Below are 13,736 nucleotides of genomic sequence, written 5' to 3'. Positions count from 1 at the left end.
GCGGAGTCGGAGGTTATTTTTTGCGAGTAAAAGTAGCAGGTTGCTCTAAATCCTCATTCATGTACGCAACTGCCATATCTTGAGAATTGTGCGCCCAACCGATCCGTCCTTGAGAATCAAGCAAAATACATCCCGCTTCACCTTCTACACGGCTAACTAAGGTCTCGATCGCAAATTGGGCTGCCTCATCTGGATGCTGGTGTCTGAGCGCATCGATCGCAGTCTTTGCTAGCACAACTGGAATAATCGATTCACCATCGCCTGTGGTTGAGCAAGCACCGACCTGATTATCGGCATACAGTCCGCACCCAACCACCGCCGAATCGCCCACTCGACCTTGAGGCTGTCCCGTGATTCCACCTGTGGATGTCCCCGCAACCAGGTTGCCATTCGCATCCAACGCCACACATCCCACTGTATTTGGACGATCCAAAACTTCTGCCTCTTCTTTCCACTCCTGGTATTGTTCTCCGCTCACCAAGGCTTCTTTTGCACAAATCTCTAAGCCATGTTCGTGAGCAAATCGTTCTCCGCTGCGAGCCACCAAGAAGCGGGAGCGCTTTTCCATAATTTTTCGAGCAACTGCGATCGGATGACGTACTCCCTGAACCGCAGCGATAGCCCCCCACCCTAATGTTGCTCCGTCCATGATTGCAGCATCGACCTCGACTTCACCTTCGCGATTCAGCGTCGAACCGAAACCCGCATTAAAAGTCTGATCCGATTCTAGTACCCGAATCGCGGCTTCGACGGCTTCTGCTGCACTTCCACCTTGACTCAGCACTGCCCATCCAGCTTCGACTGCCGATCGACAACCTGCTTGATTCGCTGCCACTTTGTCCTCTGAAATCGTTTTCGCCCCGCCATGAACAATGATCACGGGTTTTACGCTGCTCATTTCTGCCCTAGCCCAACATTTACTCACTACAATAGCGATTGCGAATCAGCGCCATCTCTACCGCAGGGATCACGATCGTGGAGCAGACTCGCGGTTTTGAGCCGACGGAACCGGACACGCTAATTGCAGCAGATTTTTGATTTCAGTGAATAGAACTTCCAGCACGATCGGCTTGGCAATGTGAGCATCAAATCCTGCGGCGATCGCGCTTAGTCGATCTTCTTCTCTCGCATTTGCCGTCAGCGCGATCGCCGGGATGCGGCAAGACTCAACAGCACGAATATGCTGGATAAAATCGTACCCATCCATTCCCGGCATACTGATATCGCTGATAATCAAATCGGGCGCGAATGACGAGAATTTAGCGATCGCGTCTTGAGCCGAGTCCGAGAGCGAAACGATCGCTTGCTCATCTTCCAAGATAAATCGCAGCAACTCTCTCGCATCTGCTTCATCTTCAACAATTAGAACTTTGTAGCCGCTGAGACATCCAGTTACCTGTGGAGTCAGGGAAATCACTTCAGGCATCAATTCAGCACTAGGATTCAATACAGGAAGCTTCACGATGAAGGTCGCACCGCGATCCACTCCTTCACTTCTTGCTTCAACCTTGCCCTGATGCAGTTCGACCAAGTGCCGCACGATCGCTAAACCCAACCCCAACCCACCAAAATTCCGAGTTGTGCCGCTATCCTCCTGCCGAAATCGCTCAAATACGTGCGGCAAAAAGTCTGGATGAATCCCTTTTCCAGTATCACTGACGCTGATTTGCACAAAACCGAGTGTCTCGTTCGGAGGGTATTCAAGTGCGATCGTGACTCGTCCGTTTTGTGGGGTGAATTTAACCGCATTCGTCAGCAAATTAATAACCACCTGCTGCAATCGATTCGGATCGCCGTGGACTAACAGCCTAGACTCCGAGTTTGGAGGCGAAAACGCGATCGAAATGCCTTTTGCTTCTGCGGATAGTCTAACCGTTTCGATCGCCGATCGAACCACTAACCCAATCTCTAGTTCAATCTGTCGCAGCACCAGCTTGTCCCGCAGAATCCGGGACACATCGAGCAAGTCTTCGATCAGTTGCGATTGCAATCTAGCGTTGCGATCGATGGTTTCGATCGCTTTTTGCGTGGTGCTGGCATCGAGCTTACCGCTCTGTAATAATCTTGCCCAGCCTAAAATGGGATTCAGCGGCGTTCTCAGTTCGTGCGAAACGACAGCAAGAAATTCATCTTTGATGCGGTTGGCTGTCTCAGCTTGTGATCGAGTTGCTTGCTCTCGCACTAGCAGTTGATCTTTTTCTAGATTCGTTCGCTCTAATTGAGCATTCGTCTTTGCTAAGGTGCGATTGGTCTGTTCTAGAATTTCGTTCAGGCGCGATCGGGCTTCGTATTCTGCAAGTTGGATTTGAGAAATTGCGAGTTTAACCTGCGCTTGAGTCTGTTGAGTGATCGCGGTTCCAGTAAATAATCCAATCACACATTGAGTCAGCAAACTGAGCTTATGCACCGTCAGCACGTCTGAACTAATTGGAAATTCAGGCAGGGTTAGTGCTTGAGGATATTTCAGCACATAGCTTAATAAGGCGGAGATGACACAAAGACTAGCTGTACTGGCACCCCCCACGGCTCCAAACCGCAGTGCTGCCCAGAGAATCGGCACAAAGTTCAGAAAAGAAAATTGCTGAAACGCAAATCCTGTTTGACTGGTTTGGGAAACGCTCAACAGCGCGATCGCAAAACACAGACCGACAATCACAATCTTCTCTGCTCTCAGTCGGGATGAATCTTGACACCGGGGAGACGGAGCAAGCAGATCTTCTGGTAACCATTGCCAGCGCTGTAGAGTTGGAGTCAGCGTCAGAAGCGCGATCGGGGCAAGCACCAGCGTTGCGATCGCGTTTCCCAGCCACCAGTGTGGGATTGTGTTCACCACGGCTTGCCAAGACATTGTGCCAGTCAACGCTAAAGACAAACTCCCTACAACCGCAGAACTTGCACAAGCAAACACGGGCGCACTCAAAATAAAGGCGCTGACATCCTTGAGCCGCCCCAGAAACAGAGATCGCTGCCAAAACTGACGGTAAAACCACCATGCGACGAAGGGTTCAACCGCATCGGTCATACCAACCCACTGCATCCAGCCGCTACTGCCCCAGAGCGGCGCGAGAATAGTAGAGACGAGTCCAGCGATGATCGCGGCGGCAGGTCCAAACCAAATCGCTAATGTAATCGCGACTCCTGACGGCGGAAACCAGAGCGATACCGCTGGGTGTATCCGAAACAGTAGTGCGGCGTAGTGTGCGAATACAAGACCACCCGCACCAAGCAGCAATGGCAGCCAATTTTGCTTGAAGCCGCGATTGCGATCGCGGGTGCCAGTGGCATCGTTCATGTCAAACTCAAGCCTGTGCTAGACGGGATCTGTCTTATGATAGACATAAAATATGAGTATATTCCCGATAGCAGATCCACTGATCAAGGGGCACATTCTAAGCAACGCATCCGTGATCCTCCGAGCTGCTCAGATCTCATCCTGGCACTGATCACTTGGTACTCTGGCGGCTCCGCCATCTTAGCAATTTTGGTTATTGAAATTCCGTCGCAGATTTTGGCTAAACACAATTTAGGGTCGAATCGTTAAGAAACTTAAAGAATATACTTTGAGAGAGGCGAACAGCCTGTGTTAATCGCATTGCTATCCTCAAATTCTCGACGTTATGACCCAACCTCAGACCGATTTGATTCAGCGCCCTGCTCGGTTTCAAACTTTCACCCTACCGTCCATTCTTTCCGTCCTCACGCTCTGTTTTGCTTTGTTCGCCCTTGCAAGTGGTTCAATCTTTATGGCGATCGCTCGGCAAGACATGAGTGCCAATCAAGTGGCATTTTACCGAGTGGCGATCGCGGCGATCGTGTTTGCAAGTTGGAATAGTATTCGAGTCGTTGCCCCAAGGAAAGAGCCAGAATCCGATCAAATCCGTTGGCATGAGGTTAGGTTACTGATTGTTGCGGGTGCTAGTTTTGCAGGATTTATCGTTTCGCTGGCTTGGGCACTAGCGCATACTCAAGTCGCAACCGCGACATTACTGACTCACATGATGCCCATCTTCACAACCTTGGGAGCGTGGTTGTTTCTCAAGCAGCAGTTTAGCTCACAGTTCTGGATGGGTTTAGTCATTGCATTATCGGGTGCAGTTGCGATCGGAGCGGGAGATTTTAGCTTGTCGAATGCAACAATCTGGGGGGATGCTGCGGCTTTACTGGCGGCAGTGTTGATTGCGATCGAAATGCTGATCGTCGAACAACTGCGGACGCGACTGACAACCCCAACGATTGCGATGTGCGAAGCGGCGATCGCTGCTGTTTTAATTCTTCCCGCAATACTATTCAGTGGTTCGGCCATCCTTCCACCTTCTTGGCAGAGTGGTTCAGCCGTGATTGCTGCCGCATTGATTACGCAAGTTGCAGGGCATGGATTGTTAACGTACAGTCTGAAGAAGTTTTCAGCCGGGCTGGTTTCGGTTGCGCTCTTAGCGGTTCCGATTATTGCAGCCGGATTAGCGCTGGTGTTATTCAGGCAAACGATTCAGATCGGAAGCGCGATCGCGTTTGTCGTGGTTTTAGGTGGAATTTATCTCACAGTGACGGCTCCGAAGGCGGAAAATCATGAGTCGTTTGCTCGATCCACCGTTGCAGAATAGGATTCACTAATTCTGGGGCTTCATCCTGCGGACAGTGACCAACTTGTGGCAGCGGAATGAATTCTTTGACTTGAGGATACTCGGCAAATTTGCGACCGAGCGCGATCGGCTCCCACGGATCGTTTTCGCCCCAGAGAACGATCGTTGGACAAGGCAATTTCGGGAACAAATCTTCGGGTAACGGCCCTGAAGAATATCCGGTAAATGCAATGAAAACGGCGGCGGCTCCTTGGTCGCTTGCGGCTCCAAGCAAGAGTTCAACTAATTCATCAGTCACCGCTTCGGGTCGAGCGTATGCCTTGAGCAGAATGTTTCGCACCGCTTTTGGTTTGGCAACCTGGCTGAAAAACCATTGCCCGAACGCTTGATTTTTCAGCACTTTTTGCAGAATGGGCGCACCAATGCGTTTAATCCAGGGTTGGGTTGCCCGATGTCGATCGTGCAGCAACCGTAAAGAGCAATTGAGCAAGGAGAGCGATCGTGCAATTTCAGGATGATCCACCACTGCCTGCATCACGACAATACAGCCGATCGAATTGCCAATTAAAACCGCAGGCTCTCCGACCACTTCGCGACAGAAATCTGCAATTTGATCGCCCCAAGTTTCAAACGTATATTCAATCTGTTCAACAGGTTTTGGTTTTGCCGATTTGCCGAAACCAACGAGGTCGATCGCATACACGCGGCAAGTTTTCGCCAGTTCTGGCAGGCTCTTGCGCCAATGAAAGAACGATGCACCAAAGCCATGCACTAACACGACTGGAGTTCCTTCAGTTCCCTGAGTTTGATAGGCAACTTGGAACCCCTTCCACATCCAGATCTTGTATTCGGTTGAAACTGTGGGAGCCGTTAGCATGATGGCGCTGTGAAGTAGTCGTACTCTTTAAGCGTACAAAACTTCACAAAGTTGCGCTACTTGGTTTTGATATCGGCGATCGCGTTTCGGGCAACTCCAGCGATCGCAGCATCCGTCGCTTTCGGCAAGTGATGATACTTTCCACCCGCTTGTTTGGCAAGTTCTTTAGCAAATCCAGTTGAAATGAATTTGTTTTCCGTATCTATCACCAAAAGCTGAATGCCCAAGGCGCGAATCTTCGCTGCAAGTTCTAAAAGCTCGCCTTTGATGTCGGGTTTTTCACCTTCGGGAAGGGTTTCACCCAGCGATCGAGCCAGTGGAATATTGCCGCGCCCGTCCGTAATCGCCACAATCACAACTTGCCCGATATCCCCGGATTGTTTTGCATTCAGTCCGACTCGAACTGCTTGCGTGAGTCCATGCGCCAACGGAGAACCGCCACCACAGGGTAAGCGATCGAGCCTGCGTTTCGCGGCTTCAATCGATCGAGTCGGCGGTAATAACACCTCAGCCTGTTCACCCCGGAATGGAATCAACGACACTTGATCTCGGTTCTGATACGCTTCAGTCAGCAAACTTAGAACCGCACCTTTGGCAGCATTCATCCGATTGAGTGCCATTGAACCAGACGCATCCACCACAAACACGATCAGCGCTCCGGCTTTTCGAGCCAGTCGCTTTGCCCGAATGTCACTTTCTTCGACAAACACTCGTTTGCGTCCGGTCGAGGCTTCCTGAGATCTGGATCGTCTTGATTTTTGATAGGGTGCTGCCGTTCTCAGAGTCGCATCCACTGCAATTCGCCGGACTTTACCTTTCGGTAACATCGGTTTGATATAGCGCCCCCGATCTTCAGAGAGCACGATCGTTCGACTGCCGGATTTCCCTTGCCGCGTTGCCATCTGTGCAAAATACAGCACTTCTGGATCGAGAATTACACCTTCTGGATCAAAGACAAATTCTTCAGGAATGTTCGGAGTCTCTTGCTCTGGCTGATCTTCCGGTTCGTCTTGGTCTTCTTGATCTTCTTGCTGATCTTGCTCTTGATCCGATTGATCTTGAGGCGGTGGCGGTGGCGGCGGTGCTTCTTCGGGTGGCGTTTGAACAATGGTCGATCGTGGAATAATCACCAGTTCCACCGCTTTTCTCAAATCTTCTGCATTGACCTGGGTGCGTCCTTCTAATGCGGCATGAGCTTTCGCAACCCGCAGCGCAAACAGTTCGGCACGATGTCCCTGAACCCCACCGCGAATGGCTTCTGTGACTAAATATTCAATTTGATCCAAGCTAATCTGCACATCTTGGAGCCATTCCCGCGCCAAGAGAATCTGCGTTTTCAGCGCGTCAATGTCTTCGTTGTATTGTTCAAGAAATGCTTGTGGTGAATTGGAATAGCTAGTCGCTTGTTCGACCGCTTGAACACGATCGTCTAATCCCAACACCATATCTGCCGACAAAGAAATCGCAATACGATCGAGCAAATGTTCACGCAGCGTTCCTTCTTCAGGATTGTAGGTTGCAATCAATAACGGCTTACAAGGATGCTGAAAACTGATGCCTTCACGCTCGATCTGATTTCGTCCATCGGTTAGAACTGACAACAATAAATTTGAAATTTGATCATCCAGCAGATTAACTTCATCGACATACAACACGCCGCGATTTGCTTCTGCCAACAATCCAGGCTGAAACACCGTTTCGCCTTGCTTAATCGATTGGCTCACGTCTACCGAGCCGAGCAATCGATCTTCGGTTATACCTAAAGGAATCTGTACAAATGGGGCGCGAATCACTTCCGTCGGCACATCTTCGGCATCGCCAAATTGCTCCAGCGTGAAGTCGTCCCACTCTGCGATCGCACCCGGTTCGCAATTGCTCACTGAGTCTTTCACAACTTCGATCGGCGGCAGGAGCGCGTGAATTGCTCGCGCCATTACAGATTTAGCGGTTCCGCGCCTCCCCGCGATCACCACGCCACCTAAGCCGGGATCAACCGCAGCAAGCAGCAGCGCCAGTTTGATCGCTTCTTGACCCACAACGGCAGCGAGAGGAAAAGCAGTAATTTGAGAATCGATCGTGGCAGGCATTGATAAATTTAGATTGCTATCAATCTCCACCATACCAAGATCTGCGGCTCGATTTCGCTGTACTCCAAAAGGTTTGATATAGTACCCAAATACCAACTGTGTTGCTCATGCCTATCAAACCTTCCCAGATTTTGAGCTTGCTCGATCGTAAGCGCGAGGAGTTTATGTCGTTCGATCGTACTGCCCTCCAAGCGCTTCAGCAGTACGGAACCGCATTGATTCAGATGTCGCAAAAGTCTGATCAAGCCTTACTCAAAGCATTAGAGGGGATAAAAGATTGTGGGGCAAGACCGTTAGAGCCGTTGGGCTTGTTTCCCGAATGGATGATGCACTCAAATCTAAGCTGGCAAAATCGCGAAGAGAGTTTAGAGTGGGTGCGCGATCGCATTACCGGAGTTTCGACTTTTTCAGTCGATGGTTCTCAAATCTATCCAAGCAAAGATTTCTCAATTCCGGTTGCCTTAGTGCAAATTGGCTGGTTCGAGAACGATCATCTTGAATCAGGCAAGTATGAAAAAGACATTGCTCTCGATGTGATGACCCCGAATGATCTGAAAGTGGGACGGGGCGATCTTGCCGATCGACGAGTCAATTTACGTCGCTTTGAAATGGAGTGCGATCGTATTGTTCAATACATAGAAGAACACGCTGGAAGTCGATCTTGTCTTGCCTTCTTCGATGGCTCACTGATTGCAACGTTTGCAGAAGCATTCGACGAAGAGACAAAGAATTTTTATGTCAGATGTATTCGCACGGTATTACAAGCGAGTGAAGATTATCGCGTTCCTGTCGTGGGCTATGTCGATACTTCCACAGCGCGAGATCTCACAGAAATGCTACAGCGATTGTGTCAGCTACCTGAACGCAAAACCATCCATGATGCCCAATTGCTCAATCGCGCTAAGAACCAGATGCAATGGGGCGATCGCACTCCGATCTTTCTCTCTCAACGTCCTGGCATTCGAGATTTATATTTTGAACATCGCGATCGCATTGCCTTCACCTATCTAAAAACCACACAAGATGGCTATCCGGCTCGAATTGAATTACCTGTCTGGATCTACGAAGAAGGCTGGCACGAGCGCGTTTTAGATTGGGTACGCGCAGAAGTGGCGATCGGAGGCGGATATCCTTATGTGATTGAGACGGCCGATCAGGTTGCAGTCTTGAAGAATGACGATCGGCAAACCTTTTACCGATTGCTGCAAGACTGGGCAGAAAAAGAAGATCTCACCCTCCGACTCTCACGCAAGATGATCAGCAAAGTCCGACGACGCTAATTATGCAAAAACTAATTTGTGCTTTAGTCCGATCGACGCTCTCGCGTGAATGTAAGCCGGATCGGGATAGCGATCGATTGCGCGATCGTATGACTCGATCGCATTGCCATACGCACCCATTTCCATCAATAACAATCCACGATTAAACCAAGCTTGATGATAATCGGGCTGTAAGAACGTCGCACGATCGTAGTTACTCAATGCTTCTGCATACCGTTTTAATACAGAAAGCGCATTCCCACGAAAGTTCCAAGCCTTCGAGCAACTTGCATCAGTTCCAATTGCTTGATCAAAATGCTTGATTGCCTCTAAATATTCTTCTCGCTGACAACATTCACAACCTTTTTCTAAACTATCCATCCCAAACACCTGAATCTCTGCATCTTAAGTATCTGATCGAAGTTCTCTACCGTGTGGGAGGGATTTCTCGACTCGATTTGATTCGGTTAGCAGAGACAGGAATGCGCGATCGCGCCCTACACTCGAATTAGAAATTTGGATAAAGTCAGTGGACTCGACACTTCACACGATTATTGAAATTCTTTTGGGCATCAGTTTAAGTGCGGCAGCAGGATTTCGCGTGTTTATTCCCCTGCTGATTGTGAGCGGTGTCTCTGTATTTGGACATTACGATTTACCTGCTGACTTCGACTGGCTGGAAAATTCTCAAGCATTTGGATTGTTTGCGATCGCCAGCATTCTTGAAGTGATTGGATATTCGATTCCCTGGTTTGATCATGCGCTCGATGTGCTTGCAACTCCCGCCGCGATGATTGCCGGAACGGTTGTCGCTGCTTCGGTTGCACCGGATATGAATCCATTGATTCAATGGACATTAGCGATCGTTGCAGGAGGCGGAACCGCAGGCATTACAAAGTTATTAACAAACTTACTCAGAGGCACATCGACGGCTGCTTCGGGTGGCTTGACGAATCCGATCTTCGCTGCGGTAGAACTCGCGATCGCAGTTCTGCTTTCTGTGTTAGCGCTCACCGCCCCGATCGTCGCCGGACTGCTGGTGATTGGATTGTTCAGCTTTGGATTCTATCGACTGACAAAGTTCGTCACACGCTGGCGGACTCAGGGCAGAGTCAAAACTTTGCAAGAATAACTGCCCTTGCAACTTAGCTAAATATAATTTTCTGAGCTAAAACTCATCCTAAAATTTCATCAGCTGTAATTGAGACTCCGGGAAATGCCAAAAGCTCGATCGCTTGACCCCGCATAAAGGTCTGAAGCGATCGATATCCTGTAGCACTTGGTTGCCGATACACCTCAATTAGTTCTGCATTCACATCAACAACCCAAGATTCAGCAATGCTGTCTTCGGCATAGAGCGGAATTTTGACAGTGCGATCGTGGCGAATGGTTGAGTCTGAAACCTCAATCAGCAAAAATACATCAGTTGGAGTGGGATGAGCAGACGCATAAAAATCTTCACGCGGTCTCAAGATTGCAATATCAGGTTGAGGTTCTGAATGTGCATCAACTTCAACTGGATTTTGAACTGCGACTAACACTTGATCATCAAACTTTTTGAAGAATAGCCGATTCAGCCGATTAACCCCCGCTGCGTGTCTTGTCCCGAGGGATGCCATCTCAATAATTTCCCCTCGAATCAACTCGACACGATCGCCCTCTTGAATAATTCCGGTTTCGATCATGCGGTGATACTGCTTAACCGTAAATAGTCGTCTTAACACCTCGGTTGTCATGACGAAATCCCCCAGGTTAGTAGTACGTCTAGGTTATCAAGAATCTAAGGCTCAACGATAATAGGAGTCCCGATCGACACCTTTTCAAAGAGCGCCACCACATCTTTATTTCGCATCCGAATACATCCATGCGATACCGCTTGTCCGATTAGCTCCGGTTCATTCGTACCGTGAAATCCAAGCTGCGTTTTTCCATCTGTCCAAAACCCAATCCAACGCACACCCAAGGGATTATCTCGTCCGGGCTTGATGATTTTTCCGGTTCTAAAGTTTTTGAACACCGGATTCACTTCTTTCGAGAACACGTTATATTCACCGGGAGGAGTTTCCCAGCCTGATTTACCCACCGCGATCGCATAACTTGCAACCACCGCTTTTCCTTCATATACAAACGCTCGCCGTGCTTTCGTCCGTATCACCACTCGCAAGGGTGCAACCTCTGGTTCCGACAGTTGAATTTCAGCCGTCGATCGCCAATCTGGAGCCGCTAGCACTGGCAGTCCAGCAATCAGCAAAAATCCGCTTACGAGAGCTAAAATTCGTTTCATCTCACTCACCTTTCACGCTTTTTCTATCATTCCTGCTCATCTGGTTAAAATAATCAAGCGCTGATCGGCACATCTGATCAGCCTGAACAGCGGATGTGGAAACGACAGGATAGAATAAGTCCAGCAAACCTTATGATCGCAGTAAAGGTTAAAGAAGCGAATGGGTAGAGTCGTTGGGATTGACCTGGGAACAACCAACTCGGTCGTGGCAGTCATGGAGGGCGGTAAGCCAGTAGTCATCGCCAATGCCGAAGGAATGCGAACCACGCCATCGGTAGTCGGCGTGAGTAAAGAAGGCGAACGTCTCGTTGGACAATTGGCGCGTCGTCAGGCGGTGCTTGATCCGCAGAATACGTTTTTTGGCGTGAAACGGTTTATGGGGCGCAGATATGCCGAACTCAACCCCGAATCGAAGCGCGTTCCTTATACAATCCGTAAAGACGAAGCGGGCAACATCAAGCTGAAGTGCCCTAGACTCGATCGCGATTTTGCTCCCGAGGAAATTTCCGCGCAAATTCTGAAGAAATTAGCCGACGAAGCTGCTCGATATTTGGGCGAACCCGTAACGGGTGCAGTGATTACGGTACCCGCTTATTTCAATGATGCCCAGCGCCAAGCTACCCGCGATGCTGGACGAATTGCCGGACTAGAAGTGAAGCGCATTCTTAACGAACCCACTGCGGCATCGTTGGCATATGGACTCGATCGCGTGCAAAGCGAAACCATTCTTGTGTTTGACCTCGGTGGCGGCACGTTTGATGTCTCGATTCTTGATGTTGGCGATGGTGTGTTTGAAGTAAAAGCCACCAGCGGCGATACGCAGTTAGGCGGAGGCGAGTTCGATAAAAAGATCGTTGACTGGCTAGCAGAGCAGTTTTTAGAGCGCGAAGGCATTGATTTACGCAAAGAACGCCAATCGTTACAGCGACTCACCGAAGCCGCAGAAAAAGCGAAAATCGAGCTTTCCGGCGTGGGCGTAACGGAGATAAATCTTCCCTTTATTGCAGCCGATAAAGACGGCCCGAAACACTTAGAGACGCGATTAACCCGATCGCAGTTTGAAGGCTTATGCGAAGACCTGCTCTCTCGTCTGAGACTTCCCCTGCGAGAAGCGTTCCGCGATGCAGGTATGAGTCCCCGCGATATCGATGAAGTCGTACTCGTCGGCGGCGGAACTCGAATGCCGATGGTGCAAGAAGTCGTGCGATCGTTGATCAATCTCGAACCGAATCAAAACGTCAACCCGGATGAAGTCGTCGCGGTTGGAGCCGCCATTCAAGCCGGAATCCTAGCAGGCGAAGTCAAGGACATTCTGCTGCTCGATGTCACTCCGATCTCAGTTGGGCTGGAAACGATCGGCGGCATTATGAAAGCGCTGATTCCACGCGGAACCACGATTCCAACTCGACGATCGGACGTTTTCTCAACCTCCGAAGACAACCAAACCGTCGTTGAAGTTCACATCCTACAGGGTGAGCGTCCGATGGCATCCGGGAATAAATCGCTAGGGCGGTTTAAGCTCATGGGCATTCCGCCTGCACCGCGTGGCATTCCTCAAATTCAGGTCGCGTTTGATATTGATGCCAACGGCATTATGCAAGTGACGGCGATGGATCGCACCACTGGACGCGAACAGAGCATCACCATTCAAGGGGCATCGAACTTAAGCGACGAAGAGATTAAGCAAATGATTCGCAGCGCCGAAGAATTTGCCGAAATTGATGAACTCCGCAAAGCCAAAGTCGAGAAGCGCAACCGTGCCGAAGCCATGACCTATCAGGCAGAGCGCCAACTGCGAGAAGCCACTCTAGATTTCGGATTCCAGTTTGTTCAGCCTTACCGCAATCGCATTGAACCGCTGGTGCAGCGACTGCGAGCAGCACTCGCAAACAACGACGATCGCGGAGTTGATATCGCAGAAGCCGACCTCAGAGATGCCCTTTACGACCTAAATCGCGAAGTTTATCAGCAAAACAGAGAGGAAGAAGGCGAAGGCGGCATCCTCAAATCAATCAAAGACTTTTTCCTCGAAGACGACGACGATTACTACTACGACAATCGCCGCGATTATCGAGATGACTATTGGAGCGGTGGACGCAGTGGTTATGCGCTGAATCCCGCGCGTGAGCCTGATTTGTATCGCCCAGATTATCCGCGCCGGGATTCCTACAGCGATCCGTACAGTTCAGGCGGACGAGATGCTAACGGCTCAAGTGGTCGATCGACCCGCGATGCTGATTATGGCTCTAGTCGATCAACCCGTGATTCTGACTTCAGCACGCCGCCGCGCCGCAGTGCTGATCCGTATGGCGATGCTTACGGTTCGCGGGATTCCTACGGCACCAGCGATCGTTCATCCCGCAGTTCCGATTATTACGACTACGGTTCCCCCCAATCGGATCGTTCACCCCGACAAGACAGCGACTACGATTCGCCGCGTCGGGACAGCTATGATTCACCCCCAACTCGTAAGCGTCCCGATTACGATGCCGATTATTACAACGATCGCCAATCCCGCAGCAGCGATCAGCCCCGCCGCGATGACACCCCTCGCAAGCGTCCCAGTCGCCCCAACTATCAGCAAGACAACTGGGATGATGAGGACGACTGGCTGTAACGAGAAGCCAGGGACAAAGAGGAATGCGCCGA

The 13,736-nt window shown here is 50.2% G+C and carries 11 protein-coding genes; 4 read left to right on the top strand and 7 right to left on the bottom strand.

Annotated features, from left to right (window positions below):
• Nucleotides 1–13: 13 nt before the first annotated feature.
• The gene (locus H6F51_08425; GenBank protein ID MBD1822519.1) at nucleotides 14–898 is read right to left on the bottom strand and encodes an isoaspartyl peptidase/L-asparaginase; all 885 of its coding nucleotides are present in this window, start codon (nucleotides 896–898) and stop codon (nucleotides 14–16) included.
• Between the two features lie 69 nt (nucleotides 899–967).
• A complete protein-coding gene (locus tag H6F51_08420; GenBank protein ID MBD1822518.1) occupies nucleotides 968–3,292 on the bottom strand; it encodes an MASE1 domain-containing protein in 2,325 nt (774 codons plus the stop codon).
• A gap of 325 nt (nucleotides 3,293–3,617) precedes the next feature.
• Here H6F51_08420 and H6F51_08415 point away from each other — a divergent pair, with 325 nt between their 5' ends.
• Nucleotides 3,618–4,601 (top strand): DMT family transporter, encoded by a 984-nt coding sequence (locus H6F51_08415; protein MBD1822517.1) that lies wholly within the window; start codon nucleotides 3,618–3,620, stop codon nucleotides 4,599–4,601.
• Here H6F51_08415 and H6F51_08410 read toward each other — a convergent pair.
• Entirely contained in the window at nucleotides 4,537–5,457 is a 921-nt protein-coding gene (locus H6F51_08410) for an alpha/beta fold hydrolase (protein MBD1822516.1), read from the bottom strand. The genes H6F51_08415 and H6F51_08410 overlap by 65 nt on opposite strands.
• Nucleotides 5,458–5,513: 56 nt before the next feature.
• Nucleotides 5,514–7,544 (bottom strand): magnesium chelatase ATPase subunit D, encoded by a 2,031-nt coding sequence (bchD, locus tag H6F51_08405; protein MBD1822515.1) that lies wholly within the window; start codon nucleotides 7,542–7,544, stop codon nucleotides 5,514–5,516.
• Nucleotides 7,545–7,651: 107 nt separating this feature from the next.
• On the opposite strand from bchD, the gene H6F51_08400 reads away from it, so the two are divergent.
• Nucleotides 7,652–8,824: a DNA double-strand break repair nuclease NurA gene (locus H6F51_08400; protein ID MBD1822514.1), complete on the top strand. Its 1,173-nt coding sequence runs from the start codon at nucleotides 7,652–7,654 to the stop codon at nucleotides 8,822–8,824.
• Here the strand turns inward: H6F51_08400 and H6F51_08395 are convergent, their stop codons facing one another.
• Complete coding sequence (locus tag H6F51_08395) at nucleotides 8,825–9,184, bottom strand: tetratricopeptide repeat protein (protein MBD1822513.1); 360 nt, start codon at nucleotides 9,182–9,184, stop codon at nucleotides 8,825–8,827.
• Nucleotides 9,185–9,332: 148 nt separating this feature from the next.
• On the opposite strand from H6F51_08395, the gene H6F51_08390 reads away from it, so the two are divergent.
• Nucleotides 9,333–9,935, top strand: coding sequence for a DUF4126 domain-containing protein (locus H6F51_08390; GenBank protein ID MBD1822512.1), 603 nt, complete (start codon nucleotides 9,333–9,335; stop codon nucleotides 9,933–9,935).
• 43 nt (nucleotides 9,936–9,978) lie between these two features.
• On the opposite strand, the gene H6F51_08385 is transcribed toward H6F51_08390, so the two are convergent.
• The gene (locus H6F51_08385; GenBank protein MBD1822511.1) at nucleotides 9,979–10,539 is read right to left on the bottom strand and encodes a Uma2 family endonuclease; all 561 of its coding nucleotides are present in this window, start codon (nucleotides 10,537–10,539) and stop codon (nucleotides 9,979–9,981) included.
• Between the two features lie 44 nt (nucleotides 10,540–10,583).
• Nucleotides 10,584–11,087: a L,D-transpeptidase gene (locus H6F51_08380; protein ID MBD1822510.1), complete on the bottom strand. Its 504-nt coding sequence runs from the start codon at nucleotides 11,085–11,087 to the stop codon at nucleotides 10,584–10,586.
• A 160-nt stretch (nucleotides 11,088–11,247) separates the two neighbouring features.
• Here H6F51_08380 and dnaK point away from each other — a divergent pair, with 160 nt between their 5' ends.
• Nucleotides 11,248–13,704 carry a molecular chaperone DnaK gene (dnaK, locus tag H6F51_08375; GenBank protein ID MBD1822509.1) on the top strand — a complete coding sequence of 819 codons (2,457 nt, stop codon included), beginning with the start codon at nucleotides 11,248–11,250 and terminating at the stop codon, nucleotides 13,702–13,704.
• Nucleotides 13,705–13,736 lie beyond the last annotated feature (32 nt).

It is taken from the genome of Cyanobacteria bacterium FACHB-DQ100 (assembly GCA_014695195.1).
In the GTDB taxonomy this organism is placed as follows: domain Bacteria; phylum Cyanobacteriota; class Cyanobacteriia; order Leptolyngbyales; family Leptolyngbyaceae; genus Leptolyngbya.
This window is presented reverse-complemented; position numbering and strand designations above follow the sequence as displayed.

Bases quoted from the DNA above. Each gene is read 5' to 3' on its own strand.
- H6F51_08425 (MBD1822519.1), bottom strand. From the start codon at position 898: ATGAGCAGCGTAAAACCCGTGATCATTGTTCATGGCGGGGCGAAAACG.
- H6F51_08420 (MBD1822518.1), bottom strand. From the start codon at position 3,292: ATGAACGATGCCACTGGCACCCGCGATCGCAATCGCGGCTTCAAGCAA.
- H6F51_08415 (MBD1822517.1), top strand. From the start codon at position 3,618: ATGACCCAACCTCAGACCGATTTGATTCAGCGCCCTGCTCGGTTTCAA.
- H6F51_08410 (MBD1822516.1), bottom strand. From the start codon at position 5,457: ATGCTAACGGCTCCCACAGTTTCAACCGAATACAAGATCTGGATGTGG.
- bchD (MBD1822515.1), bottom strand. From the start codon at position 7,544: ATGCCTGCCACGATCGATTCTCAAATTACTGCTTTTCCTCTCGCTGCC.
- H6F51_08400 (MBD1822514.1), top strand. From the start codon at position 7,652: ATGCCTATCAAACCTTCCCAGATTTTGAGCTTGCTCGATCGTAAGCGC.
- H6F51_08395 (MBD1822513.1), bottom strand. From the start codon at position 9,184: ATGGATAGTTTAGAAAAAGGTTGTGAATGTTGTCAGCGAGAAGAATAT.
- H6F51_08385 (MBD1822511.1), bottom strand. From the start codon at position 10,539: ATGACAACCGAGGTGTTAAGACGACTATTTACGGTTAAGCAGTATCAC.
- H6F51_08380 (MBD1822510.1), bottom strand. From the start codon at position 11,087: ATGAAACGAATTTTAGCTCTCGTAAGCGGATTTTTGCTGATTGCTGGA.
- dnaK (MBD1822509.1), top strand. From the start codon at position 11,248: ATGGGTAGAGTCGTTGGGATTGACCTGGGAACAACCAACTCGGTCGTG.